Consider the following 25,432-nt stretch of genomic DNA (forward strand, 5'->3'; position numbering starts at 1 on the left):
GATACTATCATATGATTTTGAAAAGAGATGATTTTTATGACTATTACCGGCCATAGCAATCATAAAGGGAATAATCACTTACTTCCCTACCGATACTATCAAACGACCGTTGAAAATGGACGCCCAGATACCTTGTTTCATTGGCATCCAGAGCTAGAGATTAACTACGTCAGAGAAGGGACAGCTAGGTATCACATCGACTATGATTTTTTCAATAGCGAGGCGGGTGACATTATCCTCATTCGCCCTAACGGCATGCACTCTATCCATCCTATTCACAATGAACGTCACATCACAGATACCTTTCAGTTTCACCTTGATATGATTGGCTACTCGATTATTGACCAAGTCAGTCTTAGGTACCTGCAGCCCCTTCAAGCGAGCACTTTTAAGTTTGTGCCTGTCATTAAGCCACAGGATGCGGGCTATGAGGATATTAAGGACTGCCTTTTTCGCATTTTTCGTCTCATAGAGGCTGAAGATCGTCACTTTGAGCTGTTGTTAAAGGCTTATCTCAATGAACTCACTTATCTGCTGTATTACCATCGCTACGTCATTCGTAAGCTATCAGATGACGCTTATCGCAAAAATGACCAGATTAGACGAGTCATTGACCATATCAACCGCAACTACGATAAACCGCTGACTATTGACTATTTAGCAGACTTTATGGGCTACAGCAAGACCCATTTCATGACGCTTTTTAAGCAACATACAGGCACGTCCTGCACAGAGTTTATCATCCAAGTGCGCCTCAGCAAAGCCTGCGAAGAGCTGATCAATACCGATAAGGCTGTCATCGACATCGCCACATCTGTCGGTTTTAATAATTTATCCAACTTCAATCGGCAATTCAAGCGCTATCACCAACTAACCCCTAGCCAATACCGTAAGCAATTTAAGCAAGAAAAGGACAGCCAGTCCCTAATCAACCCTTCCTAGTCTGTCTATAAGCTTTCCTTAAGGCTTTTTTCAGCTCTTGTTAAGCCTCTTTGTCTAAAATAATGACAAGATTTGATTGACAAAGGAGGACTTTACTATGGTTAAGACAACATCACAAAACGCAAAGCTACTCAAACAAGATCCTTTGGTGGTCAATCCGATTTACCAACTGAAAAGTTTCACTTCCTTAGCGCTTAGCAAATCCCACTATCACTACGCAACGATTATAGACGCATAAAGACTGCAAAAGACTGGACATCCAGTCTTTTTTATTATGATTGACCTAGCAAGTTAGGCTATTGTGTGTTAAAATAGTGCTATGAAAGCAAAATTATCCAAGTTAAGCGCTTCCTTTCCTGCGCTAAGCCGGTTTTTAATCGCCAGTCTTTTTCTCTATACCATCTATTCTTTTATCGTTAAAGGGATTTTACAGTTTATCTTCAACCGTATTCTCATCTTTGCAGGGGTGACAGGGCTGTCAAAAGAGACCATTCTCACTGTTATCAAAGACCCGATTGCCCTCTTCTTTTTGGTTCTCTTTTTGGTTCTTGTCGCCTTCTTTTTAATCGGTGAATTTGCTGTCTTGACCTTAGCAGTCACCGACCAGTGGCACCGTGACTCGCTGAAAATCCTGCTCAAAAAATTCCCACAAAAAGTCAAGCAGTTGTTGAGTTGGCAATTTATCATCGTCTTTTTCTATCTGTGTCTCATGATACCGCTAGGCAATCTCGGCTTTAACTCGCTACTGCTTAGCCACTTGAAAATTCCAGACTTTATCGGAGAGGAGCTAGCGAAAACGCAGACAGGTAGTCTCCTTTACGGTGGCTTGATGGTCGTTATCGCTTATCTCAACATACGTCTCATCACTTTCTTGCCAATCCTTGGGCTAACAGACAGCTCGCCTTTAAAGGCATTTCAAATCAGCTGGAGAGAGTCAACCTTCAAAAAACTCTTGAAGCGAACAGCAAGACTTGTGCTCCTTACGACCTTGAGTTTTGTGATTACCATCATTTTAGTTATTGGAATCACTATCATTTTTGCCAATCTCGATAGTAAAAATGATAATCTGCCCTTGGCGACGCTCTTCTACTCACTCATCGCCTTTCTCTACACGCTTTTCTTACTGTCAACCAAGTTCTTCTTCATCATAGAAGCCACTCGTCAGCTAGACTTGCCTAAAGAGCTGCAAACTCGCACGCACGCTAAAATGTCCACAAAAGGACGCTTCGCACTTGTTAGCTTTATCCTTTTCTTTGGAGTGCTATGGGTCGCTTCTAATGCCCTTGACATTTATCTTGTCAAGAAAAATCCTGACGAGATTGTGATTGCTCACAGGGGAAATGTCAAGGCTGGCGTTGAAAACTCTATCGAAGCCATGCAGGCAGCAAAAAAAGCTGGCGCTGCTTATTCTGAGATGGATGTGGTTATGACAAAGGACAAACGTTTTGTCGTTATCCATGACAATAACCTCAAACGACTAGCTGGCGTTGACAATACCGTCTCTAACATGACCTTAAAAGAACTACAAAAGCTGACCCTTCACCAAGGCAAGTTTACCAGCCATATCGCTAGTCTCGAGGAATTTCTAGCTGCTGCCAAGGCTATCAAACAGCCCATCCTTATCGAGCTCAAGCCATACGGACATGAGCCAAAAGACTATGTAGAGCGCTTTTTAAAGGTCCTCAAAGAGCAAAATGCCACAAAAGACAACAAGGTCATGTCGCTTGATTTGGATGTTATCCAGAAAGTCGAAAAACTAGCTCCCGAGATAAGTACAGGCTACGTCATCCCAATCCACATGGGACCTCTACCAAACTATGCTGTTGATTTTTACGCTGTCGAGGAGTTCTCATACAACACCCTCTTTGCCCTCACCGCTGAACAGCAGAAAAAAGACGTCTACGTCTGGACGATTAACGATGAAACCTTGATGGATAAAATGCTCATCGGTCCTGCAAATGGTATCATCACAGACGAGCTCGGCATTTTTAAAGAAGCCAGCCAAGACATGAAAGCTGATACCAGCTATCTCCAACGTGCTCTAAGACTCTTTAACAGCAGACAATAATCCTACATCTTTATCAGCCACCAGCTACACTGGTGGTTTTCTTGTTTTCTCTACGAAAAATAAATAACAAAACCATAGGAGAATCCTACGGTTTTTGCTGTCTAGTCCACATAAGCGAGCACACGAGCGGGTGAGCCTGTCGCTTTTTCAAAATGCGGATAACTGATATGAATGAAACTACCTGTCGCTGGCAGCTTATCCAGATGAGCCAAGACCTCTATCTGATAAATCCCCTGCTCAAGCAGATAATATTCATTACGGAGAACGCCATTATTTTTGGCTGCTGTCTGACCGCTGTCAGTGTCTAGCGTCTCGTGCCCAAGGGCTGCGACTTGTCTTTCTTTGATGAGAAATTCTAAAGCTTCAAAACTCCAGCCAGGTGTTTCCTGCTCGCCTTTGGCATTTAGGTTTCTAAAAGCGTCTTGGCTTGGCCAACGCTTGGACCAATCACTGCGAAAAGCAACAAAGGCACCAGGCTCAATTTGACCATGCTTTTCTTCAAAAGCTAAGATGTCAGCCACGCCCAATTCGTAATTAGGATTTTGTGCGACTTCTTCAGACAAATCAATGACGTAAAGTGGCAAAAAGAGATTCTCAAGTGGCAGCTCATCCAGCCACTTGCCACCAGCGACAAAGTGAATGGGAGCGTCAATGTGCGTGCCGTATTGCCCAACGACGCTGAACTGTTGCACGTGAAAACCGTCTTTTAAGGTGAAAATGTCCTTTTTCTCAAGAGCAGGCAGTGCTGGAAAATGCGGACTGTTTTCATTGATTTGGTGGGTAAGATCCACCACTCTTGCTTCTTTAAAACGCTCAAAAGCTTCTCTTAGTGTAACCATAAAACCTCCTAAATGCTATCTAAAGCTTCTTCTAAGTCGGCAATCAAGTCTGCAGCGTTTTCAAGTCCGATAGAGAGTCGGATTTGATTGTCCGCAATGCCACAGGCTGCAAGATCGCTTGGCGACAATTGCCCGTGCGTGGTTGTTGCTGGGTGTACGACGAGTGACTTGGCGTCTGCGACGTTAGCTAGATTTGAAAAGAGACTCAAGTGGTCAATGACTCGTCTCGCCTCGTCCGCTCCGCCTTTGACATGGAAAGTAAAGATAGAGCCTACGCCTTTTGGAAAATACTTTTGCGCCAAGTCATAGTAAGGGCTGGACGGCAGACTCGGGTAGTTGACACTCTCTACCTTGTCATGATTTTCTAGGAAAGCCACGATTTTTTGCGTGTTTTCGATATGGCGCTCTAAGCGTAGCGAGAGGGTTTCTAGCCCCTGCAACAGCAAGAAAGCGTTAAATGGTGAGAGGGCTGCGCCCATATCACGGAGCAATTGGGTTCTCACAGCCGTGATAAAGGCAGCTTTTCCGATGTCACGAGTGTAGCTGAGGTTGTGATAGGACGGATCTTCGTCGACAAATTGAGGGAATTTACCGCTAGCTTCCCAGTCAAACTGTCCACTATCGACAATGACACCACCGATTGTCGTGCCATGACCACCGATAAACTTGGTAGCTGAGTGCACGACAATATCAACACCGTATGAAAAGACATTGATGAGATAAGGTGTGGCAAAGGTATTGTCCGCAACAAGCGGAATGCTGTGTTTATGGGCGATAGCTGCGATTTTTTCAATGTCTGGAATGTTGATGAGAGGATTGCCGAGCGTCTCGATATAGACGAGCTTGGTATTATCCTTGATAGCTTCTTCAATAGCCACTAGGTCGTCAACGTCTACAAAAGTCGCTGTGATTCCGTATCGTGGCAAGGTCTCTTTTAGCAAATTAAAGGTACCGCCATACAGCGTTGTTGCTGCGACCACATGGTCTCCAGCATGCGCTAAGGCTAGGATGGTGTTGGTAATAGCTGCCATACCTGAAGACGTCGCAAGAGCACCAACACCCTTTTCCAGCGCTGCCATTCTGTCCTCAAAAACAGCAACAGTCGGATTGGTAATACGTGTATAGATGTTAGCTGGCTTTCTCAAGGCAAAGATATCCTCAGCGTCCTGTGCGCTATCAAAGACGTAAGATGTCGTTTGATAAATAGGCACTGCACGTGATTTGCTCGATTCATCAACGCTCTGTCCAGCGTGTAATTGTAAGGTTTCAAAATGAAGTTCTTTTTCTTTTGTCATGTCACTTCTCCTTTTGTCAATGTTGTCTCTATTGTACTCCTTTAGACCAATCTTGACTAATCCTTATTCAAAGCAAAAAGGTATAGTTTTAAACTATACCTCTATTTTTAACCTTATTTTTTCTCGATAGGAGCGACACTGGCGAGCACTTTTTTGAGCCCGATGTCTGGGAAATTAATTTTGAGTTCTTGCGTTTGACCGCTACCAGAGACTTCTAGGACGACACCATCACCCCATTTGCGGTGATGAACGGTGTCTCCGCCTTTCCAGTCCACACTAGAATGGCTAGCGCTAGCATTGCACCCAAATGGTAAGGCAGAAGCCGTTGGTTGAGGCCGGTTGCTGGCTTTTCTTGCTTGTAAGGCTTGTTGCAGACTCATCCCTTGTCCAAATTGACTCGTTTTCTCACCAGAATAACGCACACCAAACGACGACTCGACAGGACGAGCGTATCCTTGGAATTGCAAGAGCTTCTCATCAATCTCACGAATAAAGCGGGTTGGGCGGTTGTGTGAGCTACGCCCGTACAGGGTTCTTGAGCTGGCATTGGTTAGGAAAAGCAACTCCTCAGCTCGTGTGATCCCCACATAGGCAAGGCGACGCTCTTCTTCCAGCTCATCAGGATCCTCACTAGCTCGTGACAGTGGAAAGACACCCTCTTCCATCCCGATGAGAAAAACAACTGGAAATTCAAGCCCCTTGGCAGCGTGCAGAGTCATAAGCGTGACTTCTGCTGTCTCACGCTCACCATCGTCTGTATCCGCAATCAGAGCCAAGTCATTCAAGAAGCGCCCCAAACGCTCTAGGCCTGTCTCATAGCTATTTTCAGCATTTGCTTCGTCTGATGATTTGGTGACAGAGAGAAACTCCTCGATATTTTCAATGCGTGACTGACTCTCTAGCGTATTTTGCATTTGGAGGGCTTGCAGGTAGCCTGTCCTGTCTAAGACAGCCTCGACAAGCTCAGTCAGTGTCATATCATCCAGTTGATTTCGCAATTGAAAGAGCGTTGCAGATAGCTCGTTTAGTGCAGCTGCTGCTTTGCCACGGATTGGGAGCAGCATATCGCCTGCTGCCGCAAGGAGCGATTGACCGTTGCTGCTTGCAAAATCACGTAATTTCTCAACGGTACCAGGTCCCACGCCACGCTTTGGTTCATTGACGATACGCTCAAAGGAAATGTTGTCCGCTGGGTTGGCGATGACGTTGAGGTAAGCAATGACATCACGGATTTCCTTACGGCTGTAGAATTTGGTGCCACCGACCATCGTGTAAGGGATATTCGATTTCAAAAGCGCTTCTTCAATGGTACGAGACTGAGCATTGGTACGATAAAGCACTGCAAAATCTTTAAAGTTTTTGCCTGTCTCACGGACGATATTGTCAATGGTTGAAGCGACAAAGACAGCCTCTTCTTGCTCATTACCAGCACGGTAGTAGACGATTTGCTCCCCATCTGCATTTTGTGTCCAGAGTTTTTTGGGACGGCGCTTTTTATTGTTTTTGATGACGTCATTAGCCGCCTGTAGGATGGTTTTGGTTGAGCGGTAGTTCTCCTCAAGGAGCACCACCTTGGCTTCTGGATAATCTTTTTCAAAGTCAAGGATATTTTGCATATCCGCTCCACGCCAGCCGTAAATAGACTGGTCTGCGTCCCCAACGACACATATATTTTTAAAGCGAGACGCCAATAATTTCACCAACTGGTACTGAGCGTGGTTAGTATCTTGATACTCATCCACATGGATGTACTGGTAGCGTTGTTGGTAGTAAGCCAGCACATCAGGATTATTATCAAAGAGTTTGAGTGTCAGCATGATAAGGTCATCAAAATCCATAGACTCTGACTGACGAAGCTCTGCTTGATAAGCCTTGTAACAGCGGGCAACAGTCTGCGTGTAAATATCACCAGCCTGCCTCTCATAAGCCACCTCATCCAGCAAATCATTTTTAGCATTTGAAATGGTTCCTAGAATGGCACGCTCATTCCACTTTTTCGAGTCAATGTTGAGATTTTTCAAAATACGCTTCATCAGCGTTCTTTGCTCACCTGGGTCAACGATGGTAAAATTGCGATTGTAGCCGATGTGGTCAGCGTCACGGCGCAAAATGCGCACACACATGGAGTGGAAAGTCGCAATCAGCGTGTCTTGCGTAGCAGGATTGAGCTTCATCGCCCGCTCACGCATTTCTCTAGCCGCCTTGTTGGTAAAGGTAATAGCAAGGATATTCCAAGGATTGACCATTTTCTCATCAATCAGATAAGCAATGCGGTGGGTCAGCACACGTGTTTTCCCAGAGCCAGCACCTGCCATGATGAGCAGTGGTCCTTCTGTTGCTTGCACAGCTTCTGCTTGTTTATCGTTCATTCCATTCAGTAAAGGATTCATCTGTAACTTCCATTCTACTTTATATCTAACCTTAAAATTATACCATTTTTTTGTGAAAATTGCTTGCGTTATCAAAAAAAGACCCGAAGGTCTTTTGGTTTAGTCTTGACTTTCTTTTGGTAAAATCAAATTCAAAATGACACCGACAATCGCACTGAGCGCTGTTCCAGATAGTGTCAAAGCATGCAAATCAAGCACAGCACCACCAAGTCCAAGCACAAGCATAGAGCTTGCGATGATGAGATTTCTGATGTGACCAAAGTCCACACGATTTTCAATCAACACCTTAAGCCCGTTGCTTGCGATAACGCCATAAAGCAAGATAGACATACCACCCAAAACAGCACTTGGAATGGTTGAGATAAGCGCTGTAAACTTACCAAGGAAAGAAAAGGCGATCGCAATCAAGGCAGCGTTACGAATAACAGAGACAGAGGCAATGCGTGTCATCCCGATAACCCCGGTATTTTCACCGTAAGTGGTGTTGGCAGGTCCACCGAGAAAGGCAGAAACAGTTGTCGCAACCCCATCACCAATCAAAGTACGATTGAGTCCTGGGTCCTTCAAGAACTGACGTCCGCAAATCTGACTAAGCACGGTGTGGTCTCCGATGTGCTCAGCCACTGTCACGATTGAAATCGGCAAAATCGCAAACATCTCAGGTCCAAAGTAGAGGTCGTAGTGCTTAAAGACTCCTGTTTTAAACGGCAAGATAAAGCCTGGCAATTCAAACCACGCTGCCTTAGCGACTGGAGACAGGTCTACCATACCAAGGCACAAAGCCACCACGTAGCCTCCGATAATAGCAAAGAGGAAAGGAATGATTTTGACAAACCCTTTACCTTTTGTGTTGATAAAGGCAGCAATCAAAAAGGTGACACTGGCAACCAGCATGTTTTTCCAGTTACCACCGGACACAAAACCAGCATTGGTCACTGCCGAATTGGCAAGCCCAAGCCCGATAACAATAATCATAGGACCAATGACAATCGGTGGCAACAAGGTATCAATCCACTTGGTTCCAATCAGCTTCACCAAAGCGGCAATCACGACATAAATCAATCCAACAAACAAGATCCCAGTCTGTGCAGCTGAGATATTGCCATCCATTTGCTTAATAGCAAGCGACATTGCCGTGATATAAGCAAAAGATGAGCCCAAGTAAACTGGCACTTTAAAATTCGTCGCCACTTGATAGATGAGTGTTCCGACGCCAGAGGCAAAGAGCGCCACCGATACAGGCATACCAAGTGTTAGAGGAACGAGGATAGTCGCTCCAAACATGGCAAAAACGTGCTGGAAACTAAGCAAAAGCCCTTTTAGCGGGGCAGGCTTTTGGTCAACATCTAGCAGCAAATCGACCGTCTTTAACTCTGAATCAAGCAACTCCGGTTCTTTAGATTGAGACATTGCAGTCATGTAAAACTCCTTCCGGGCACAAAAAAAGCCCTCAAAAATCTCATAGGCTCCCAAAGATATTCCGTCTTTCTCACCTCTCTGGATGAGTTTAAAAACCTACGTCCTTATTATTCTACCACAAAGATACTCTAAAAGCTAGTCTTATTTGAAACTTAAATTTTTTCAAAAAGGTTATTGACAATTGTCCACTTTTCCTTTAAACTTATAAGCAATTACATAACATAAACCGAATGACGTCAATCAGGAGAAGAAAGCTCTGCTTTCGCCGAAGGAATCACACTCTCAGGTGTCGCTAGACAGGACTGATTGATCGACGGGCTTCTGGAGAGACTTGTCCATTAGAGACAGGCGCCGAAGGGGCAAAGCATATGCTCAATCTCTCAGGCAAAAGGACAGAAGATAAGTACATGCCAGTAAGGCTTTTTTGGCTTATCTTTTGTGGTGCAGAAGTTCCGTTGGAGCTTCTCTTTTTTTGCGTCATCCTCTTTGTCTCTTTGAGACAAGAAAAAGTTGAAAGGACTTAAAACTGTGCTTGATTTTTTTAACGCTTTGGATAACTTCGTCTGGGGACCGCCGCTTTTGATTTTGTTGGTCGGGACAGGGATTTATCTCTCCACTCGTCTTGGTTTTCTGCAGATTATCCGTCTGCCAAAGGCTTTTAAGCTGATTTTCACTAAAAGTGCCGGTGAGGGTGATATTTCCAGTTTTGCGGCTTTGGCAACAGCTCTTGCTGCTACTATCGGAACGGGAAATATCGTAGGTGTCGCAACGGCTATCAAGACTGGTGGACCTGGCGCACTCTTTTGGATGTGGGTCGCTGCTTTCTTTGGTATGGCGACAAAATACGCCGAAGGGCTTCTTGCTATTAAATACCGCACGCAGGATGACAATGGGAATATCTCTGGTGGTCCGATGTACTACATCGTCAACGGTATGGGGAAAAAATGGAAACCGCTGGCTATCTTCTTTGCCATCGCTGGTATCTTGGTTGCCTTTTTAGGTATCGGGACTTTCTCTCAGGTCAACTCCATCACATCGTCCTTGCAAAACAGCTTTGGCTTCTCACCTGAGCTTGTCAGCATTATCATTGCCATTATCGTTGCTGTTATCATCTTTGGTGGTATCCAGTCTATCTCTAAAGTGTCAGAGAGCGTCGTGCCTTTCATGGCTATCCTCTACATCCTTGCGACACTAACGGTTATTTTTGCGCATTATGACAATATCATCCCTGCCCTCTCACAAGTTTTCAAAGGTGCTTTCACAGGGACAGCTGCTGTTGGTGGATTTGCTGGCGCTGCTGTCAAAGAAGCCATCCAAAAAGGGATCGCACGTGGCGTCTTTTCAAATGAATCAGGTCTCGGCTCTGCACCAATCGCTGCTGCCGCTGCTAAGACTAATGAACCTGTTGAGCAAGGACTCATCTCGATGACAGGAACCTTCATCGATACCCTTATCATCTGTACTCTGACAGGACTCTCTATCATCGTCACAGGTCAATGGACAGTCAAAGGTTTAGAAGGCGCTCCGCTGACACAAGCTGCCTTTTCAACTGTATTTGGTAGCGTTGGAAGTATCGCATTGACGCTCTGTCTTGTGCTCTTTGCCTTTACGACTATCCTTGGCTGGAGCTACTACGGAGAGCGCTGTTTTGAGTTTCTCTTTGGGACAAAAGGTATCTGGCTCTACCGCTCTATTTTCATCCTTATGGTCGCTGCTGGAGGATTTCTCAAGCTTGACCTCATCTGGATTATCGCAGATATCGTCAATGGTCTCATGGCTCTGCCTAACCTTATCGCACTCCTCGCCCTATCACCTGTTATCTTCAGAGAAACGAAAAAATATTTTGATAAACAATAAAACAAAGTCAGTCGACTTTGTTTTTTAGTGCCAATATCTTCTTAAACGACTTAACGAACAAGGGCTCTTTATGGTATAATAACATAATGCTTAGGAGGTTTTATGGCAACAAATCCTGTTAAAAACTTAAAAATCGCTATGCGTGGCCCCATCGTCAGTATCATTGCTTATCTGACCTTGACCATCGCAAAACTCGTCGCTGGCTATACCATGAATGCAGAGTCGCTGGTAGCGGACGGCTTTAACAACCTGTCGGATATTTTAGGCAATGTTGCTCTGCTTGTTGGACTCTATCTCGCCAGCCAGCCTGCTGATAATGACCATCGCTTTGGGCACTGGAAATTTGAAGATTTAGCCAGCCTTATCACATCCTTTATCATGTTTGTCGTAGGTTTTCAGCTACTCTTTCAAACCTTGCAAAAGATTATCCACCATACAGAGACTCAAGTGGATCCCCTTGGGGCTTGGGTCGGTGTCCTATCTGCCGTTGTCATGCTCGGCGTCTACGCCTACAATAGACACCTGTCTCACAAGGTCAAATCAAGTGCACTCGTCGCTGCCTCAAAGGATAATCTCTCAGACGCAGTGACCTCTCTAGGGACTTCTCTAGCTATCACAGCAGCGTCCTTACATCTGACAATCATTGACCGCTTGGCTGCCATTGTCATCACCTGCTTTATCTTAAAGACCGCCTACGATATTTTTATCGAAAGCGCCTTTAGTCTGTCGGATGGATTTGACGATAAGCAACTCAAAGCCTACGAAGAAGCCATCCTTGAAATTCCTAAAATTTCTGCTGTCAAGTCACAACGTGGTCGAAACTACGGTAGCAATATCTATCTTGACATCGTCCTTGAGATGAATCCTGACCTTTCCGTTTACGAAAGTCATGCCATTACCGAACAAGTCGAAACCATGCTCAGCCAGCGCTTTGCCATTTACGATATTGACATCCATGTCGAGCCTGCTGCTATCCCCGAGGATGAGGTCTTTGGCAATGTGACACGCAAGCTCTTTCGCAATGAAAAAATCATCCTCTCCAAAATCCCAGGTTATGAAGAGTACATCGCAAAAGATTTTATCATGATCGATGAAAAAGGGGACTATTACACGAGAGATGAGTTTTTTGAAAGAGAGGTCTTTCATCCTTGCAACTTCACAGATTTCACCATCCAATCTATCAGCCAAAAAACAAAGCTCATCACTTACGCTCTAGACGGCGCCCATCACACCAGCCTTTGGCGGCGTCATGAAAAATGGTTCTTAATCTTTCACCAAATTACCCCTAAACAGTAATGATAACCACCCGTTAAATGGGTGGTTATTTGTTTTACTCTAAAAAATCACATCACACAAAAAAGCGAGTGTACACTCGCTTTTTTAATTCTTAACTTCACTGGTTGCGACGTCTTCACCGAACCATTTATTAGAAATCTTTTGGAAATCACCTGATTGGTAAAGCTTACGTAGGGCTGCATTGACTTTCTTGATTAAAGTCTTGTCTGCCTTACGTGCACCTGCTGCAAAGTCCTCACTCTCAAATGACCCTGTGATGATATTGTAATTGTCCAACTCACCTTCTTGTTTGAGGTAGTAATTGGCATAAACACGGTCAATCAAGAGCCCATCAATACGGTCGTTTTTTAGGTCAATAAGTGCTTGAGTAAAGGTCTCGTACTGTGTGGCATCATTGCCTTTGACAAGATTTTTAAGCACTTTAGGCTGGTCATTAAAGGCTGCATAACCAGATGAGCCTGCTTGCGCACCAAGTGTTTTGCCCTTCATGCCTTCAAAACTTGTAGTGCCTGACGATTTTTTAGTGACCAGTACTTGGTCGTTTTTCATGTAAGGAATGGTAAAGCTCACTTTTTTAAGGCGCTCATCTGTGACAGAGTAACCATTCCAAATCATGTCAATTTTCCCATTGGTCAGCTCTGTTTCCTTAAGATCCCAGTTGATGGGTTGCCATTTAACAGTGATACCATATTGTTTGAAAACAGCATTGGCTAGGTCAATGTCAAAACCAACATTTTTCCCTTTTTCGTTCTCATATCCCATAGGAACAAAAGTATTGTCAAAACCAATGGTAATCGTTTTTTTTGATTGGTAAGTGTCCCAGTTATCTTTTTTGGTGTTACTACTTGATGAACAAGCTGTTAGCGACACCAAACCAAGGGCGACTACTGCACCCACTATCCATTTTTTTAGCGTCATCACAAACCTCCACTTCCCTATTTAGGGTTAATTTTTATCATAACATCAGAAATATTCTCAGCAAATTGCAAGTCGTGGGTCACAACAATCTGCGTCATTCCAGCCTCACGGTTTTGCAAAATCAAATGCTCTACTTCCTGACGCAACTCAGGGTCGAGGGCACTGGTTGGCTCATCGTAGCCGATAATCTGCGGGTCAATCATCATAGCACGAGCAAGCGCAACACGCTGCTTTTGCCCACCAGACAGTGAATAAGGATAGGCAGTGGCATGCTCACCAAGCCCTAAGCGTTCAAGCAGTCCGGTCGCTTTTTGAATGGCGTCTTCTTTACGCATACCAGCAGTTTTCACTGGAGATAGAATGAGATTGTCCATGACAGAGAGATGTGGAAAGAGCTGAAAATCTTGGAAAACAAAACCAAGCAAGTTTAATTTTTCCAATTCTCCAACAGGAATGGTCTGACCGTTATAGATCACCTCGCCAGAATCTACTGTCTCTAGACCTGCCAACATGCGCAGTAAGGTCGTTTTACCACCACCTGATGGACCAACCAATGATAAAATCTTTCCATCCTCAACTTGTAGGCTAAAGTCTGTAAAAATCACTTTTTGTCCAAAACGCTTGGAGATATTTTTTAATTCTAACATTTAGCCTCCTTATTTGTAATAATCATATTTCTTTTCGACTTGTTTTGAGATAAGGGTAACAATCCCAATCATAATCAAATAGATGGCTCCTGCGATAAACATAGGCGCAAGGCTGGCGTCACGGTTAGCCGCTGTTCGACTTGCCAAAAGAAGGTCACCAACCCCAATCACGTAAACAAGTGAGGTGTCTTTCACCAAGGTGATGACTTCGTTGAATACGCTAGGCAATACAATCTTAATCACTTGCGGTAAGATGATGTAGCGAACGGTTTGTACAGGCGTAAACTTTAGCACCTTAGCTGCTTCGTATTGTCCTCTAGGGATAGAAGCAATCCCTCCACGGAAAATTTCTGCAAAATAAGCCGCATAATTGAGCGTAAAGGCAATAATGGCTGCTGGCATACGGTCAATGCTAATCCCTACACTTGGCAACACATAGTAAATAAAAATCAACTGCAAAAGCAGCGGCGTTCCCCGCATAATCCAAATATAGACCGTCAGCAAATAGCGCAATAATCGAAACGGAATTTGCATCAAAAAGGCAAGTATCGCACCTAGAGGGATAGACAATATAAGTACGATGAAAAAAACTTGCAGAGAGACACTAGCACCATCTAAAAGACTAGGTAAAACCTGTGAAATATAAGACATAACCCTTCCTTTAAATTACAATAATTGTATCTATTGTACCAAAAATTTAGGTATTTGTGTATGTTTATTTTAAAAAATCTTAAGACTATTTGATAAGACAATAAAAAAACTGGTCCAAGACCAGCTTTTTTATGATAATTTTTTGACGAATTCTGATTTGAGTTTCATCGCCCCAAATCCGTCCACTTTACAGTCGATGTTGTGGTCACCCTCAACCAAACGAATGTTTTTTACACGAGTGCCTTGCTTGATGTCTTTTGGTGCACCCTTGACTTTCAAATCTTTGATGACCGTCACAGTATCCCCATCTGCTAGGCGTGTACCGTTGCTATCTAAAACAACAAGTCCTTCTTCTTCGACTACTTCTTCTGGATTCCACTCATAGGCACACTCTGGGCAAACCAAAAGGACGCCATCTTCGTAGACATATTCAGAGTTGCATTTTGGACAATTCGGTAAAGACATAGTTTCTCCTTATGTATTAAATAGTGTCAATTTTTGAGAGTATACAATCTATTGTACCTAAAGTTGGCGCTATTTGCAATAGGTGTGAGCCTTTTATTCAACTGTTACAGCTTTAGCGAGGTTACGTGGTTTATCAACATCAAGCCCACGCTGCAAGGACGCATAGTAAGCAATCAATTGCGTTGGAATAACCATTGAAATAGCACTCAAGAACGGATGTACCTTGTTGACGATGATATCATCACCCTCACGTTCCAAACCTTCTTCAACAATAGTCAAAGCGTTAGCTCCACGAGCGACAACTTCTTGGATATTACCACGTGTATGCGCTGCTACAGCTTCATTAGACGATAATAAAGCAATGCCGGGTGTTCCGTCCTCAATCAATGAAATGGTACCGTGCTTAAGCTCACCTGCCGCAAAGCCTTCGCATTGGATGTAAGAAATTTCTTTTAATTTCAATGCAGCTTCCATGGTCACATAGTAATCTGAACCACGTCCAATGTAGAAAGCGTTGCGTGTTGTCGCCAACAGTTTTTCAACCTTGTCAGCGATAAGGTCCTTCTCCGATAGCGTCGCTTCGATAGCTTGTGCAACGATAGAAAGCTCATGTACCAAGTCAAAGGACTTAGCAACTGGGCTGTTATTGGCTTCACCCACTGCTTTTGCTAAAAAGGCAAGTGTAGCTACTTGAGCTGTGTAGGCTTTTGTAGAAGCAACGGCAATTTCAGGACCAGCGTGAAGTAACATGGTGTGCGTTGCTTCACGAGAAAGGGTAGAGCCTGGGACGTTTGTAACGGTCAAGCTAGGAATTCCCATTTGGTTTGCCTTAACCAAAACTTGACGGCTATCAGCTGTCTCACCCGACTGGCTGATAAAGATAAAGAGCGGTTTCTTACTCAAAATCGGTGTGTAGTATCCCCATTCAGAGGCGATACCCAGCTCAACTGGCGTATCTGTAAGAGCTTCTAAGAAATTCTTTGCCGCAAAACCAGCGTGATAAGATGTCCCGGCTGCGATGATATAGAGACGATCAGCCTCTTGCACTGCCTTGATAATCGCATCATCTACAGTAACATTGCCATTTTCATCAGCATAAGTTGAGATGAGTTTACGCATAACAGTTGGTTGCTCATCGATTTCTTTTAGCATGTAAAATGGATAGGTACCTTTACCAATATCAGACAAGTCAAGCTCAGCTTGGTAACTGTCACGTTCAATGACGTTGCCATCATAATCTTGAACAGTTACTGTATCCTTGGTAACAACAACAAGCTCTTTGTCATGGATTTCCATGAATTCACTTGTTTCACGAATCATCGCCATAGCATCAGAGCAGACCATGTTGTAGCCATCACCTAGTCCGATAAGAAGTGGTGATTTGTTTTTAGCGACGTAGATAACCTCGCTGTCAGTAGCATCCATAAGTGCAAAGGCGTAAGAACCTTCGATAATGTGCAAAGCTTTTTTGAAGGCTTCCAAAACAGATAGATCATCTTCTTCGACAAATTTACCGATAAGGTGAACCGCAATTTCAGTATCTGTTTGCCCTTTCAAGTCATGACCAACCAAATAAGTCTCTTTGATGTAGAGATAGTTTTCAATCACACCGTTGTGCACCAAAACAAAGCGTCCTGTCTTTGAGGTATGCGGATGTGCATTGTCCTCACTTGGTTTACCATGAGTTGCCCAGCGTGTATGCCCGATTCCAGCCGTTCCTGATACTTTTCCGACCACTTTTGCTTCCAACTCAGCGATACATCCGACAGACTTCACAAGCTGCGCCTTGTCCTTATCCGCAACAAAAATACCAGCTGAGTCATAACCACGGTATTCTAATTTTTCAAGTCCTTGAAGTAAAATATCTGTTGCGTTGGAATTTCCAACAACACCAACAATACCACACATAATTCTCATTGATGAGGAGTTCCTCATCTCTCCTTCTTATTATTTTGAAATTGGTATAGTTCAATTTCAACGTCTTATTTGACGGTAAAATAAGTATATAACGTTTTTCTATCCTTGTCAACTTAAAAATTGGTATAGTCTCATTTGGACAAAAAAAGAGATTAGAAAATCTAATCTCTACTCTGTTTTAACAAAACCAAACTCGCTAAATGGATAGAGTTTGAAGCTAATCACACCTCTAATTTGGCTCTTTGAAATCAAGCCAAATCGACGACTGTCATTAGTGTTTTGACGGTTATCATTTAGCACGAGATATTTTCCTTTTGGAATGGTCTCATACTTGCTATCTGTCAAGCTGCTGACAGATAAATCCGATGTAAACGCTACCTGACTATCATTAGTCGATTGGAACTTGGCTTTTATACGCTCGATATAAGGCTCTTCTTGGTGAAGGTTATTGACATAGAGGATATCGTCCATGACTGTAACTTGCTCCCCAGGCGTTCCAATCACACGACTAATATAGTAAATACCCTTTTCCTCATAAACAACAAAATCCTTATACTGTGGCTCTTTATTTTTGTTGACCAGTACAATATCACCAGAAGATAGATAGGTATTTGCTGCATCATCGTGTACTTTAAAGGTTGAAAAGACGAAACGATGTAGCAAAAATATCGCTAAAATAGCTATGATGACTAGTATAATATTACGAATAAAATCTCTTTTAACCATGACACTCCCTACTTTTTATCTATTATACCATGAAATAAAAAATAAAAAAAGAGAAGTCAAGTTAAAAACACAATTCAATTTTCAAGTATATTTTCACTTTTTATAAGCTATTTTTACAAAAATAAAAGACTAGAAAACTCTAGCCTTTCATTGTTATTATTTAACAGTGCGGATACGCATTGTGTTAGTACCACCTGAACCAACTGGAACACCAGCAACGATAACGATGTTATCGCCGGATTGTACCAATCCAGATTGAAGAGCAACACGTTCAGCAACTTCGAACATATCGTCAGTTGAAGCTGGTTTGTCAGTCACAACTGGAATAACACCCCAGTTAAGCATCAATGAACGTTGTGTCAATTCATCAAATGTAACAGCCAAGATATCTGTATCTGGACGGTATTTAGAAATCAAGCGAGCTGTGTTACCTGATTCTGTAAGTGCAACAACCAATTTGATGTCCATTGAGTTAGTAGCATCTTTTACAGCTGAAGCCACAACTTCAGTCTTAGTTGTACGGCTGAATTTAGTTGAGTCAAGACGACCGTATTCGTTAAGAAGTGTTTGAGCGTTCTTATCGATAGTTGCCATTGTAGTTACTGACTCAAGTGGGTATTTACCGTTTGCAGACTCACCTGAAAGCATTGTAGCGTCAGTACCGTCGATAACAGCGTTGAAGACGTCAGATACTTCTGAACGAGTTGCACGTGGTTTGTCAGTCATTGTTTCAAGCATGTTTGTTGCTGTGATAACAACTTTACCAGCAGCGTTTACTTTGTCAATGATGATTTTTTGGTAAACTGGAACCATTTCAAATGGTACTTCGATACCCATGTCACCACGAGCGATCATGATACCATCAGCTGCTTCGATGATTTCATCAAGGTTATCAATACCTTGTTGGTTTTCGATTTTAGCAAAGAGTTTAACGTGACCATTTCCAGTTTCTTCACAGATAGCACGTACTTCGTTAACGTCTTTTGCAGTACGAACGAATGAAATCGCGATGAAGTTGATACCTTGCTCCAAACCAAAGCGGATATCTGCGTTATCACGGTCAGCAAGTGCTGGGAATGGGATTTTAGTGTTAGGGATGTTAACACCTTTTTGTTTAGCGATGATACCGTCGTTTTGTACTTCTACTTCAAATTCACGAGTAGCAGCGTCTTTTGCAAGAACTGTAAGACCAAGTTTACCATCGTCGATAAGGATAGTTTGACCTTCTGCTACATCATCAAAGATATCAAGACCACCAGCAACGTTCAATGCAATAAGGTCTTTAGTTGATTTGATACCTTGTTTTGTCGCAACACGAAGTTTGTCACCTGTTTTGTAAGAGTATTCTTTAGCGTCGCCTTCGAACAACTCTGTACGCATTTCAGGACCTTTAGTGTCAAGCAAGTAACCAACACGTTGTCCAGCGATTTCTTCGGCACGACGTACAGTAGCCATACGTTCACCTTGCTCAGCGTGGTCACCATGTGAGAAGTTGAAACGGAAAGTGTTTGCTCCAGCTTCGATCAATTTAGCAATGTTTTGTGCTGAAGCTTCAACATCAAGTTTTTCACCCCAGTAACCATCTTCACCAAATTTTTTACCGCCGCGAAGTTCTACCGCAGGACCAAGTGTTGCAACAATTTTTACACGTTTATTCATGATAAATATGAACTCCCTCTATTTGTGTTATTTTAATAACGTATTAAGAATAGTGATGATTTAGTGTGCTAAATCACGGTTAAGTGCCGCAAAGTCAAGACGTGCTTTGTGCGGAGTATTAACTTTGATTTTGCCATCGTCTGTAAGACTAAACAAGGCACCTTCTTCTTTAGTTCCTAAAATAGGACTCTCAACCAACTCTTCGTTGTGGATACCAACGGCTACCCCACCACGTCCTTCTTTAAGCAATTCGACTGCATGCGCACCCATCCAAGATGCTAACACACGGTCACGAGCTGTAGGTGTTCCACCACGAAGGATGTGACCAAGGTTTGTCACACGAAGGTCGCTTGTATCGCCAGCTTCTTTCATTTTAGCGGCGAACTCTTCACCACTCATAACCCCTTCAGCAAGAACAATGAGGTGATGTGATTTGCCTTTGTTTTCATAGCCATCACGCACATTAGCAACAACAGTGTTAATGTCAAATTCTTCTTCTGGGATGATGATTTGGTCAGCACCAGCAGCGATACCAGACCACAAAGCGATATCTCCTGCATTACGTCCCATAACCTCAACAACAAAAGTACGGTGGTGACTTGCAGAAGTGTCACGGATTTTATCCAAGGCTTCTGTAGCAGTTTGAACAGCTGTGTCAAAACCGATAGTGTAGTCTGTACCTACGATATCGTTATCAATAGTTCCTGGAAGACCTACTGCTGGGAATCCATGCTCAGTCAAGCGCATAGCTCCATGGTAAGAACCATCTCCACCGATAACAACGACACCTTCAATGCCATGTTTTTTCAACTGCTCGATACCAGCCAATTGCCCTTCTAATTGAGCAAACTCTGGATAACGTGCTGAACGCAAGAAAGTTCCGCCGTGTGAAAGCGTGTTTGACACACTGCGAGCATCTAAAGGAAAGATGTCGCCATCAACCATACCAGCGTAACCTCGGTTGATACCATAAACTTCCATTCCCTCAGAAATTGCTTTACGAACAACTGCACGAATGGCAGCGTTCATCCCAGGGGCGTCGCCACCACTGGTTAATACAGCAATACGTTTCATTTTGCTTGATACTCCTTTAAATATTTTAACGTTACTATTATAGCACATGCGACACAAAATGGGGAAGTTTATGTCGTTTTTTTATCGAAAAACCGTTTTCAGCACAAATTTATGCAGTTCTTCTTCTAAAAAAGCACTTTTTTCTACCATGTGATGTTGGCTTTGGAGCGTTTCTTTACTATCTTGATAGTGAAGAATGACTGGAATATTGCCTGGGTATTTTTTGAGAATCTCCGAAATGGCTTGGTCATGCTCGTGATTTTCCAGTAAAAGCCACAAGCGCTCACTGGTCACTTCTTCTACTGTTTCTAACACCATTTGTAAGTGATTGTCCCGTTCGTTGATTTTGCCAGTGAGATAATAGTAACCTCCCTCGTGTAAGCTTGCTTTATACTTAGCGTAAACTTCAGGGAAAATAGTGACATCCAACTTTTTATTGGTGTCTGTCACGCTTAAAAATGCCATTTGTTGCCCTGTTGACTTGGTGCGGATAATCTTGATACGCTCAATTTGGATGAGAATCGTTGCTCTTGATGATATCTCCAGACTGGATAGACTAGTATAAGGACGTGTAGCCTGCTTGGCTAAGACCTTTAGCGGATGTGGGCTGACGCCTATTCCTAAGATGTCTTGCTCAAGTTTATATTTTTCAGCAGCGCTATAATCTTCAGCTTCTTGCCAGTTATAAGAAGACTCAGCAAAGAGACTGCCCAGCTCATTGACAAAAACAAAGAGATTGTCTAAATTATCCTGAACTTTTCTGCGATTGGGCTCAAAACTGTCAAATAAACCAATAGCTACTAAAGGTTCGATAATATCCTTTTTACGAAAATGAACTGGCAGACGAGTGAGGAAGTCCTCGATACTCTCAAAAGGACGATTTTCAATAATCCAATAGGCAAGTTCTCTTGGAAAACCCTTGATGTTATTCAGTCCTAAGTGAATCTTCTTGTCCTTAACCTTATCCTTATAAGGAATCGTGTTTAGCGATAATTTTGCCAGTTGGTAGCCAGCTTCAAGAGCGTCTGTAATGTAGTCAGCACTTGAGTAGTTGAGCATAATATCGTAAAAAACATCGGGATAGTGGGCTTTAAAGTAAGCAATCTGAAAAGCCAGTGCACAGTAAGCATAGGCATGACTGCGGTTAAAACCGTAGCCAGCAAACTTAGCCATACGCTCAAAAATCTGTTCTGCCATGTCACGCTCATGCCCCAAAGCTAACGCCCCTTTGATGAAATCAGCACTCATCTCCTGCATCTCATCGGCTTTTTTCTTGGACATCGCCCTGCGCAATAAATCGGCTTTTCCCAAAGTAAAGCCAGCATAGACCTGAGCAATTTGCATGACCTGCTCTTGATAGAGCATAATGCCATAGGTCGGCTCTAGGATAGAAGCAATAGCAGGGTCAAGCAGGTCCACTTTTTCCCGTCCAAAGCGCCGATTGATGAAATTATCAATATAATCACTAGCGCCTGGGCGGTTCAGACTGGTCGTGGCAACGACATCCTCAAAGCAGGTAGGCTTGACACGTTTTAAAAGATTGATGGCGCCTGCCTGCTCAAACTGGAAGATACCTTTTGTCCGACCGCTAGCAAATAGGGCTAATGTCTCCTTGTCCTCCAAGTCAATGCTAGCAATATCAATGGCAACGCCGTAGTCCGCTAAGACTTTTTCTTTCATTTTTTGGACAAAGGTGAGGTTACGCAGTCCCAAAAAGTCCATCTTGAGCAGACCATTTGCCTCAACAGCACCAGCGTCGTACTGCGTAATCATCATATCCTCACCGCTCTTGAGCGGAATATGGTCAGTCAGTTCATCATCGCTCATCACCACACCAGCTGCGTGAATGGAGGTCTGGCGAGGATTGCCCTCTATACGCTTTGCAATCGCAAAAGCCCGTTGGTATTCTGGGCGGCTGTTCATCAGCTGACGAAAGGCAAGATTTCTCTCATAGACTGTAGTCAAAGTATCTCGAAAACCTATTTTTCGGGTGATGTTCGTCAGTTCGTACTCTGGTGTGCCAAAGCGCTTAAACACGTCACGTATAGCCTGCTTGGCACCAAATGTCGAGAAGGTAACAATCTGCGCTGTATGCGTACTTCCATAGCGGTCACGGACATAATGAAGAAACTCGCTACGGTAAATATCTGGCAAATCAATATCAATATCAGGCATGCTGAAACGCTCTTCATTTAAAAAACGCTCAAAAAGCAGTTTATTGCGCACAGGGTCAATGCCTGTAATATCAAGGGCGTAAGCGACTAGACTACCTGCCGCAGAGCCACGCCCCATTCCCATATAATAGCCACGACTGCGCCCAAAGCGCAACAAATCCCAGACAATTAAAAAATAATCATCAAAGCCCATACGATGAATAATCGCCAACTCATGCTCAAGCCTTTCTTGATAGGCTTCTGTCCAAAGATTTTTCTGCTTGAGTCCATCCTCTGTTCGCTTGCGCAACTCCTCATGAGCAGGCATTTGACGGTTAAATCTTGGTAATTTTAATTGACTATCAAAGCTATAGCTGATAGGCTCCACAAGCTTTTCGAGATTCGTTAGCGCCTGTGGGTGCAACTGCTGAAACATGTCCTCAACAACATGATGAGGCAAAAAAGACTCCTCCTGCCTAATGGTAGGGACTTCTCTTAGGGTGACATTGTCTCTGATAGCACGAAGCACCTGCAAACTCTCAATATCGCTACTATCAAAGTAGCGGACACTTAACATAGCAAGAGTCGGTCTATCGTAGTCTTTTATAGGAGACTTTGGAGATACGCCCCAAAAAAAGGCAAGCCCTAAATCTAACCACTCTAAGTCTTCTTGGTAAGGCACAACCACAGCCAAGTCTTCTTGGTAATCAATCAAGTCTTTATGCTCTAAACCTGTTGTCATCGCCTTTGTCGCTAGCTTCATCAGATGACGATAGCCTGTGCTACTGCGTGCTATCAGCTGGATAGGTACGTCTTTCTCATCCAAAGCAAGCTGGAACTCAGCACCAATCACAGGCTTTAAACCTGCTTTTTGTGCCTTTTGAGCAAAATGATAGGCAGCGTACATGTTGTTATCCATGATACCAATCGTTTGGTAGCCAAGCTCTTTTGCTTGTGAAATATAATGGTCAATGTCAACCAAACTGTCCATAAAGGAATAAACGGTTTTTGTATTTAGCTGCGCAAACATGACTGCCTCCAAAACTAGTGCTTCTTTTTTCTTACTATTATACTAAAAATTTGTATTAAGGGGAAACACTAACTAGGTGTAACACCTCGTTAATAAAGGCCAAGTCTTGACTTTTTGGTTAGGCTATTGTATTATAAAAATGTAACATAGTTTGCAAAGCTTTTTAGCTAATATTAAAACATCTCGAAAGGAGTGTCCTTGTATGGCCTGGACTTTTGATGAAAAGTTACCGATCTATGCACAAATTGCTCAACATATCAAGCTTAAAATTATTAGTCAAGAAATCAAGACAGGCGAAAAATTACCGACTGTCCGTGATTATGCCCAAGAAGCTGGTGTCAATCCTAACACCATGCAACGAGCTTTTACCGAGTTAGAGCGTGAGGGGATGGTCTACTCAAAAAGAACATCGGGGCGTTTTGTGACTGAGGATGAAGCATTGATTGCAAAAGTGCGTAAGGAAGTTGCAGAGACAGAGTTGGCTCAGTTCGTCAAAAAAATGACCAGCATTGGTTTTGAACAAAACGACATTGTCCCAATTTTGGATGATTACATCAAAGGAGAATAATGAGATGACGGATATTTTACAAGTGCATCGCATCACTAAAAAATATGGGAAACACACTGCTTTAGAGGATGTTACGCTAAACCTACCAAGCGGGAAAATCATTGGTCTGCTAGGACCAAATGGTAGCGGTAAGACAACGCTTATCAAGCTCATCAATGGGCTACTAAAGCCAACCAGCGGTGAGTTGGTTGTTGATGGCTATAAGCCATCTGTTGCAACAAAAAAGATTGTCTCTTACCTGCCTGATACCACTTATCTAGACGACAACATGAAGATCAGAGATATCTTTGCCTACTTCAAGGCTTTCTATGATGATTTTGATCAAGAACGTGCAGAACATCTATGCAAAGATCTTGACCTAGATTTGAACGATCGCCTAAGAAACCTCTCTAAAGGTAATAAGGAAAAAGTACAGCTCATCGTTGTGATGAGTCGCAACGCTAGACTGTACGTTCTAGACGAGCCGATCGGTGGGGTCGATCCTGCGACACGTGACTACATCCTACAGACTATCATCAATAACTACTCTGAAGATGCGTCTGTTATCATCTCAACGCACCTCATTGCAGATGTTGAGCCGATACTAGATGAGGTTGTCTTTTTGAAAAATGGTCACATCGTCTTAAATGGCAATGCAGATGATTTGCGTGAAGAGTATGGCAAGTCTATTGACCGTATCTTTCGTGATACCTTTAAGGCTTAGGAGGCAAGTATGTTTGGAAAATTAGTCAAATATGAATTTAAGTCCATTGGAAAATGGTACCTTGCCATTAACTTGGCGCTTATTGCTGTCGCACTTATCATTGGGATTTTGCTAGGACAGTCAGCAGGTAGCATCTCAAGCAGTGGGGAAATCTCTTTTGCCAATGATTCTTCCACTGTTAGTGGTATCATCGGTGGAGTCTTGATTCTCAGCTTTGGTTTCTTGATTGCGGCATCTGTTATCGGGACACTTGTAATTATCATCAGACGTTTTTATACCAATATCTTTGGACGTGAAGGTTATCTCACACTGACACTTCCCGTCTCTAGTCATCAGATTATCCTTAGCAAATGGTTTTCTGCTATGATTATTGAGTTTATCAGCTTCATTGTGATTGTCATCGCACTTTTATGTGTGTTTACGCCTATCGCTGGCGTTGGTAATCTTCTAGCCATTTTACCATCTATTGGCAAAGTAGCAGCTACCTCAACTGGTATTTTAACGATTTGCTATTTCTTTGTTTCCTTTGTGACTTCGATTATCTTTTACTACTTAGCGATGGCAATTGGACAACTCTTCCAAAATCACCGTATTGTCATGGCAATCATCGCCTATGCACTCATCTCTCTCATCAATAGTATCCTTGAAGCATGGGTGCACCTAGATTCTACGGACTTATTCCTCAATAGTGGCGGAGTTGTCAATAATCACTACCTCCTCTTTGGTATGGGGTATGACATCATCGTAGCTATCATCGCTTATTTCTTAACAAACTACATTATTCAAACAAAATTGAATATCCAGTAACACAAAAA

21 protein-coding genes and 1 riboswitch are annotated in these 25,432 nt (G+C 43.1%); of the genes, 8 read left to right on the forward strand and 13 right to left on the reverse strand.

The features are described 5' to 3' along the window. Positions 1–36: 36 nt before the first annotated feature. The 3 genes from G5B60_RS05165 (at position 37) to G5B60_RS05175 (ending at position 3,010) form a co-directional block, all read left to right on the forward strand. On the forward strand, positions 37–942 hold the full coding sequence (locus G5B60_RS05165; protein ID WP_241154506.1) for an AraC family transcriptional regulator: 906 nt from the start codon (positions 37–39) through the stop codon (positions 940–942). Between the two features lie 97 nt (positions 943–1,039). Beyond that, positions 1,040–1,180, forward strand: a complete 141-nt coding sequence (locus tag G5B60_RS05170) for a hypothetical protein (protein ID WP_164683006.1) — start codon at positions 1,040–1,042, stop codon at positions 1,178–1,180. Between the two features lie 81 nt (positions 1,181–1,261). After that, positions 1,262–3,010 (forward strand): glycerophosphodiester phosphodiesterase, encoded by a 1,749-nt coding sequence (locus G5B60_RS05175; protein ID WP_164683007.1) that lies wholly within the window; start codon positions 1,262–1,264, stop codon positions 3,008–3,010. Between the two features lie 101 nt (positions 3,011–3,111). Here the strand turns inward: G5B60_RS05175 and G5B60_RS05180 are convergent, their stop codons facing one another. The 4 genes from G5B60_RS05180 to G5B60_RS05195 all read right to left on the reverse strand — a co-directional run bounded on the left by G5B60_RS05180 (position 3,112) and on the right by G5B60_RS05195 (position 8,953). Further along, positions 3,112–3,849, reverse strand: coding sequence for a cyclase family protein (locus tag G5B60_RS05180; RefSeq protein WP_164683008.1), 738 nt, complete (start codon positions 3,847–3,849; stop codon positions 3,112–3,114). Between the two features lie 8 nt (positions 3,850–3,857). Beyond that, the gene (locus G5B60_RS05185; RefSeq protein WP_164683009.1) at positions 3,858–5,144 is read right to left on the reverse strand and encodes an O-acetylhomoserine aminocarboxypropyltransferase/cysteine synthase family protein; all 1,287 of its coding nucleotides are present in this window, start codon (positions 5,142–5,144) and stop codon (positions 3,858–3,860) included. A gap of 113 nt (positions 5,145–5,257) precedes the next feature. After that, positions 5,258–7,534 carry a DNA helicase PcrA gene (gene pcrA / locus G5B60_RS05190; protein WP_164683010.1) on the reverse strand — a complete coding sequence of 759 codons (2,277 nt, stop codon included), beginning with the start codon at positions 7,532–7,534 and terminating at the stop codon, positions 5,258–5,260. Between the two features lie 99 nt (positions 7,535–7,633). Continuing rightward, positions 7,634–8,953, reverse strand: a complete 1,320-nt coding sequence (locus G5B60_RS05195) for a uracil-xanthine permease family protein (RefSeq protein ID WP_164683011.1) — start codon at positions 8,951–8,953, stop codon at positions 7,634–7,636. Positions 8,954–9,264: 311 nt separating this feature from the next. Then, positions 9,265–9,359, forward strand: a riboswitch (glycine riboswitch). A gap of 122 nt (positions 9,360–9,481) precedes the next feature. On the opposite strand from G5B60_RS05195, the gene G5B60_RS05200 reads away from it, so the two are divergent. Beyond that, a complete protein-coding gene (locus tag G5B60_RS05200; RefSeq protein ID WP_164683012.1) occupies positions 9,482–10,810 on the forward strand; it encodes an alanine/glycine:cation symporter family protein in 1,329 nt (442 codons plus the stop codon). A gap of 102 nt (positions 10,811–10,912) precedes the next feature. Next, on the forward strand, positions 10,913–12,106 hold the full coding sequence (locus G5B60_RS05205; RefSeq protein WP_164683013.1) for a cation diffusion facilitator family transporter: 1,194 nt from the start codon (positions 10,913–10,915) through the stop codon (positions 12,104–12,106). 84 nt (positions 12,107–12,190) lie between these two features. On the opposite strand, the gene G5B60_RS05210 is transcribed toward G5B60_RS05205, so the two are convergent. The 9 genes from G5B60_RS05210 to G5B60_RS05250 all read right to left on the reverse strand — a co-directional run bounded on the left by G5B60_RS05210 (position 12,191) and on the right by G5B60_RS05250 (position 23,346). After that, positions 12,191–13,024, reverse strand: a complete 834-nt coding sequence (locus tag G5B60_RS05210; protein ID WP_164683014.1) for an amino acid ABC transporter substrate-binding protein — start codon at positions 13,022–13,024, stop codon at positions 12,191–12,193. Positions 13,025–13,041: 17 nt separating this feature from the next. Then, a complete protein-coding gene (locus G5B60_RS05215) occupies positions 13,042–13,671 on the reverse strand; it encodes an amino acid ABC transporter ATP-binding protein (protein ID WP_164683015.1) in 630 nt (209 codons plus the stop codon). Positions 13,672–13,680: 9 nt separating this feature from the next. After that, positions 13,681–14,322, reverse strand: a complete 642-nt coding sequence (locus G5B60_RS05220) for an amino acid ABC transporter permease (protein WP_115269600.1) — start codon at positions 14,320–14,322, stop codon at positions 13,681–13,683. A gap of 129 nt (positions 14,323–14,451) precedes the next feature. Beyond that, positions 14,452–14,787, reverse strand: coding sequence for a zinc ribbon domain-containing protein YjdM (locus G5B60_RS05225; protein WP_164683016.1), 336 nt, complete (start codon positions 14,785–14,787; stop codon positions 14,452–14,454). 93 nt (positions 14,788–14,880) lie between these two features. Further along, the gene (gene glmS / locus G5B60_RS05230) at positions 14,881–16,695 is read right to left on the reverse strand and encodes a glutamine--fructose-6-phosphate transaminase (isomerizing) (RefSeq protein ID WP_164684197.1); all 1,815 of its coding nucleotides are present in this window, start codon (positions 16,693–16,695) and stop codon (positions 14,881–14,883) included. A gap of 177 nt (positions 16,696–16,872) precedes the next feature. Further along, the gene (lepB, locus tag G5B60_RS05235) at positions 16,873–17,430 is read right to left on the reverse strand and encodes a signal peptidase I (protein ID WP_164683017.1); all 558 of its coding nucleotides are present in this window, start codon (positions 17,428–17,430) and stop codon (positions 16,873–16,875) included. A 156-nt stretch (positions 17,431–17,586) separates the two neighbouring features. Then, positions 17,587–19,089: a pyruvate kinase gene (gene pyk, locus G5B60_RS05240; protein ID WP_115269592.1), complete on the reverse strand. Its 1,503-nt coding sequence runs from the start codon at positions 19,087–19,089 to the stop codon at positions 17,587–17,589. 60 nt (positions 19,090–19,149) lie between these two features. Then, complete coding sequence (pfkA, locus tag G5B60_RS05245) at positions 19,150–20,163, reverse strand: 6-phosphofructokinase (RefSeq protein WP_115269590.1); 1,014 nt, start codon at positions 20,161–20,163, stop codon at positions 19,150–19,152. A gap of 81 nt (positions 20,164–20,244) precedes the next feature. After that, the gene (locus tag G5B60_RS05250; RefSeq protein WP_164683018.1) at positions 20,245–23,346 is read right to left on the reverse strand and encodes a DNA polymerase III subunit alpha; all 3,102 of its coding nucleotides are present in this window, start codon (positions 23,344–23,346) and stop codon (positions 20,245–20,247) included. Positions 23,347–23,548: 202 nt separating this feature from the next. On the opposite strand from G5B60_RS05250, the gene G5B60_RS05255 reads away from it, so the two are divergent. The 3 genes from G5B60_RS05255 to G5B60_RS05265 are packed head-to-tail and all read left to right on the forward strand — an operon-like array spanning position 23,549 to position 25,424. Next, positions 23,549–23,914 carry a GntR family transcriptional regulator gene (locus tag G5B60_RS05255; protein WP_164683019.1) on the forward strand — a complete coding sequence of 122 codons (366 nt, stop codon included), beginning with the start codon at positions 23,549–23,551 and terminating at the stop codon, positions 23,912–23,914. A 4-nt stretch (positions 23,915–23,918) separates the two neighbouring features. Beyond that, a complete protein-coding gene (locus G5B60_RS05260; RefSeq protein WP_164683020.1) occupies positions 23,919–24,617 on the forward strand; it encodes an ABC transporter ATP-binding protein in 699 nt (232 codons plus the stop codon). A 9-nt stretch (positions 24,618–24,626) separates the two neighbouring features. After that, positions 24,627–25,424, forward strand: coding sequence for an ABC transporter permease (locus tag G5B60_RS05265; RefSeq protein WP_164683021.1), 798 nt, complete (start codon positions 24,627–24,629; stop codon positions 25,422–25,424). Positions 25,425–25,432: the final 8 nt, after the last annotated feature.

The sequence above is a fragment of the Streptococcus hyointestinalis genome (assembly GCF_011039275.1).
GTDB lineage: Bacteria > Bacillota > Bacilli > Lactobacillales > Streptococcaceae > Streptococcus > Streptococcus hyointestinalis_A.

Coding starts and splice junctions, on each gene's coding strand:
- G5B60_RS05165 (WP_241154506.1), top strand. CDS start 37: ATGACTATTACCGGCCATAGCAATCATAAAGGGAATAATCACTTACTT.
- G5B60_RS05170 (WP_164683006.1), top strand. CDS start 1,040: ATGGTTAAGACAACATCACAAAACGCAAAGCTACTCAAACAAGATCCT.
- G5B60_RS05175 (WP_164683007.1), top strand. CDS start 1,262: ATGAAAGCAAAATTATCCAAGTTAAGCGCTTCCTTTCCTGCGCTAAGC.
- G5B60_RS05180 (WP_164683008.1), bottom strand. CDS start 3,849: ATGGTTACACTAAGAGAAGCTTTTGAGCGTTTTAAAGAAGCAAGAGTG.
- G5B60_RS05185 (WP_164683009.1), bottom strand. CDS start 5,144: ATGACAAAAGAAAAAGAACTTCATTTTGAAACCTTACAATTACACGCT.
- pcrA (WP_164683010.1), bottom strand. CDS start 7,534: ATGAATCCTTTACTGAATGGAATGAACGATAAACAAGCAGAAGCTGTG.
- G5B60_RS05195 (WP_164683011.1), bottom strand. CDS start 8,953: ATGACTGCAATGTCTCAATCTAAAGAACCGGAGTTGCTTGATTCAGAG.
- G5B60_RS05205 (WP_164683013.1), top strand. CDS start 10,913: ATGGCAACAAATCCTGTTAAAAACTTAAAAATCGCTATGCGTGGCCCC.
- G5B60_RS05210 (WP_164683014.1), bottom strand. CDS start 13,024: ATGACGCTAAAAAAATGGATAGTGGGTGCAGTAGTCGCCCTTGGTTTG.
- G5B60_RS05215 (WP_164683015.1), bottom strand. CDS start 13,671: ATGTTAGAATTAAAAAATATCTCCAAGCGTTTTGGACAAAAAGTGATT.
- G5B60_RS05220 (WP_115269600.1), bottom strand. CDS start 14,322: ATGTCTTATATTTCACAGGTTTTACCTAGTCTTTTAGATGGTGCTAGT.
- G5B60_RS05225 (WP_164683016.1), bottom strand. CDS start 14,787: ATGTCTTTACCGAATTGTCCAAAATGCAACTCTGAATATGTCTACGAA.
- glmS (WP_164684197.1), bottom strand. CDS start 16,695: ATGTGTGGTATTGTTGGTGTTGTTGGAAATTCCAACGCAACAGATATT.
- lepB (WP_164683017.1), bottom strand. CDS start 17,430: ATGGTTAAAAGAGATTTTATTCGTAATATTATACTAGTCATCATAGCT.
- pyk (WP_115269592.1), bottom strand. CDS start 19,089: ATGAATAAACGTGTAAAAATTGTTGCAACACTTGGTCCTGCGGTAGAA.
- pfkA (WP_115269590.1), bottom strand. CDS start 20,163: ATGAAACGTATTGCTGTATTAACCAGTGGTGGCGACGCCCCTGGGATG.
- G5B60_RS05250 (WP_164683018.1), bottom strand. CDS start 23,346: ATGTTTGCGCAGCTAAATACAAAAACCGTTTATTCCTTTATGGACAGT.
- G5B60_RS05255 (WP_164683019.1), top strand. CDS start 23,549: ATGGCCTGGACTTTTGATGAAAAGTTACCGATCTATGCACAAATTGCT.
- G5B60_RS05260 (WP_164683020.1), top strand. CDS start 23,919: ATGACGGATATTTTACAAGTGCATCGCATCACTAAAAAATATGGGAAA.
- G5B60_RS05265 (WP_164683021.1), top strand. CDS start 24,627: ATGTTTGGAAAATTAGTCAAATATGAATTTAAGTCCATTGGAAAATGG.